2 protein-coding genes are annotated in these 2,038 nt (G+C 65.7%); both read right to left on the bottom strand.

Going from position 1 to position 2,038, the window contains the following annotated elements:
* Positions 1-18 precede the first annotated feature (18 nt).
* Complete coding sequence (locus tag ACMO6A_RS10275; RefSeq protein WP_009307114.1) at positions 19-1,692, bottom strand: AMP-binding protein; 1,674 nt, start codon at positions 1,690-1,692, stop codon at positions 19-21.
* A gap of 12 nt (positions 1,693-1,704) precedes the next feature.
* The coding region (locus ACMO6A_RS10270; RefSeq protein ID WP_418471202.1) for a cupin domain-containing protein at positions 1,705-2,038 on the bottom strand (334 nt) is incomplete at its 5' end.

Genomic DNA, 2,038 nt, shown 5'->3' with positions numbered 1-2,038 from the left:
GGCCGGCAGGCCGGCCCCTTAATCCTCGATGCCGTCGTTGTTCCTGATCAGCTTGCGCTTGATCTTGCCGCCGATGGTCTTGGGCAACTCGTCGACGAACTCCACGATGCGCGGGTACTTGTAGGGCGCCGTCGTGTGCTTCACGTGGTTCTGCAGCTCGCGCACCAGCTCGTCGGAGGGCTCGTAGCCGCGCGCCAGCACGATGGTGGCCTTCACCACCTTGCCGCGGATGGGGTCGGGCGCGGCCGTGACGGCGCATTCCACCACGGCAGGATGCTCCACGAGGGCGCTCTCCACCTCGAAGGGCCCGATGCGGTAGCCCGAGCACTTGATGACGTCGTCGTTGCGGCCCACGAAGAAGCAGTAGCCGTCGGAGTCGCGCCACGCCATGTCGTGCAGGTTGTAGTACTCCCCGCCCACGGCCTCGCGCGTGCGGTCCTCGTCGCGGTAGTACCCCACGAACAGGCCCGGCGGATAAGCCTCCTTGAGCCCCGTCACGCAGATGGCGCCCTCCTCGCCGTCGGGCACTTCGTTGCCGTCGTCGTCCAGCAGCTTGATGTTCAAAAGCGGCGAGGGCTTGCCCATGGAGCCCGGGCGCGGGTCGACCCAGGGAAACGTCGCCAGCAGCACCGGGCCTTCGGTCTGGCCGAAGCCCTCGCGGATCCTCTTGCCCGTCAGACGCTCCCAAGCCAGCGTGACCTCGGCGTTCAGCGGCTCGCCCGCCGTGGCGAAGTTGTGCACGCTCGACAGGTCGTAGGCGCTCACGTCCTCCTGCAGCATGAAACGGTACATGGTGGGCGGCGCGCAGAACGTGGTCAGCTTGTAGTCCTGGATCTTCTGCAGCAGCTTCGTGGGCACGAACTTGTCCATGTCGTAGGCGAAGATGGTGGCGCCGGCGATCCACTGGCCGTAGATCTTGCCCCAGCCGAACTTCGCCCAGCCGCTGTCGGTCACGCTCATGTGCAGCGTGTCCTCCTCCACCTGCTGCCAGTACTTCGCGGTGATGATGTGGCCTAGCGGATGCGCGAAGTTGTGGCACACGGCCTTCGCGAGCCCCGTGGTGCCGGACGTGAAGTAGACGAGCATGATGTCCTTGCTCGTGACGCCCCCTTCGCCCGTCGGGCGCTCGAACTCGCCGGACTCGCCCTCGATCAGCTCGTCGAAGGGCGTCCAGCCGTCGCGCTCGCCCGCCACGATGATGCGGTTCTCGATGGACGGCGATTCGGGCAGCGCCTCCTCCATCTGGCCGCACACGTACTCGTCGTTCACGCAGACGACCGCCTTCACGCGCGCGCTGTCGGCTCGGTAGACGATGTCCTTCTTCGTCAGCTGCAGCGACGCCGGGATGATGGTGGCGCCCAGCTTGCACAGGGCGACGGCGCACACCCAGTACTCCCAACGGCGGCGCAGGATCATCATGACCACGTCGCCCTTGCCGATGCCCAGCTTGGCGAACGCGTTGGCCGCCTGGTTCGACAGCCTCGACAGGTCGGCGAACGTGAAGGTGCGCTCCTCGTCGCGGTCGTCGCACCACACGAGCGCGCGCTTCTCGGGCTCGACGCGCGCCCACTCGTCCACGACGTCGAAGCCGAAGTTGAACGCCTCGGGCACGTCGATCTTGAAGTTCTCGTAGAAGTCCTCGTACGAATCGAACTCGATGCGGGGGCAGTATTTTTTCAGGATATGGTTCACGGGCTGTGCTTCCTACTCTGCGATGATCGTCACGAATTTTGCAGGGACATCTCCGCCGCAGCGCTGGCCATGCGGGTGCTCCGGGTTGAAGTAGATGCTGTCGCCGGCGTTGAGCTCGAACTCCTTATCGGCCCAGGTGACCACGACGGTGCCCTCGATGACGAGGTTGAACTCCTGGCCGGTGTGCGTGACGAGCTTCGCCGGCTCGTCGGAGGGGTCGAGCACCACGAGCAGCGGCTGCATGATCTTGCCGGTGTAGCGCCAGGCGAGGTCCTCGAAGTGGTACCCCGGATAGCGGTCGACCTCGCGCCCTTCGCCCCAGCGCACCACCTGGTACGTGTCCAGC

This window comes from Eggerthella sp., assembly GCF_048329335.1.
Lineage (GTDB): Bacteria > Actinomycetota > Coriobacteriia > Coriobacteriales > Eggerthellaceae > Eggerthella > Eggerthella lenta.
The sequence above is the reverse complement of the archived record's forward strand: the minus strand, read 5'-3'. Positions and strand labels throughout refer to the sequence as shown.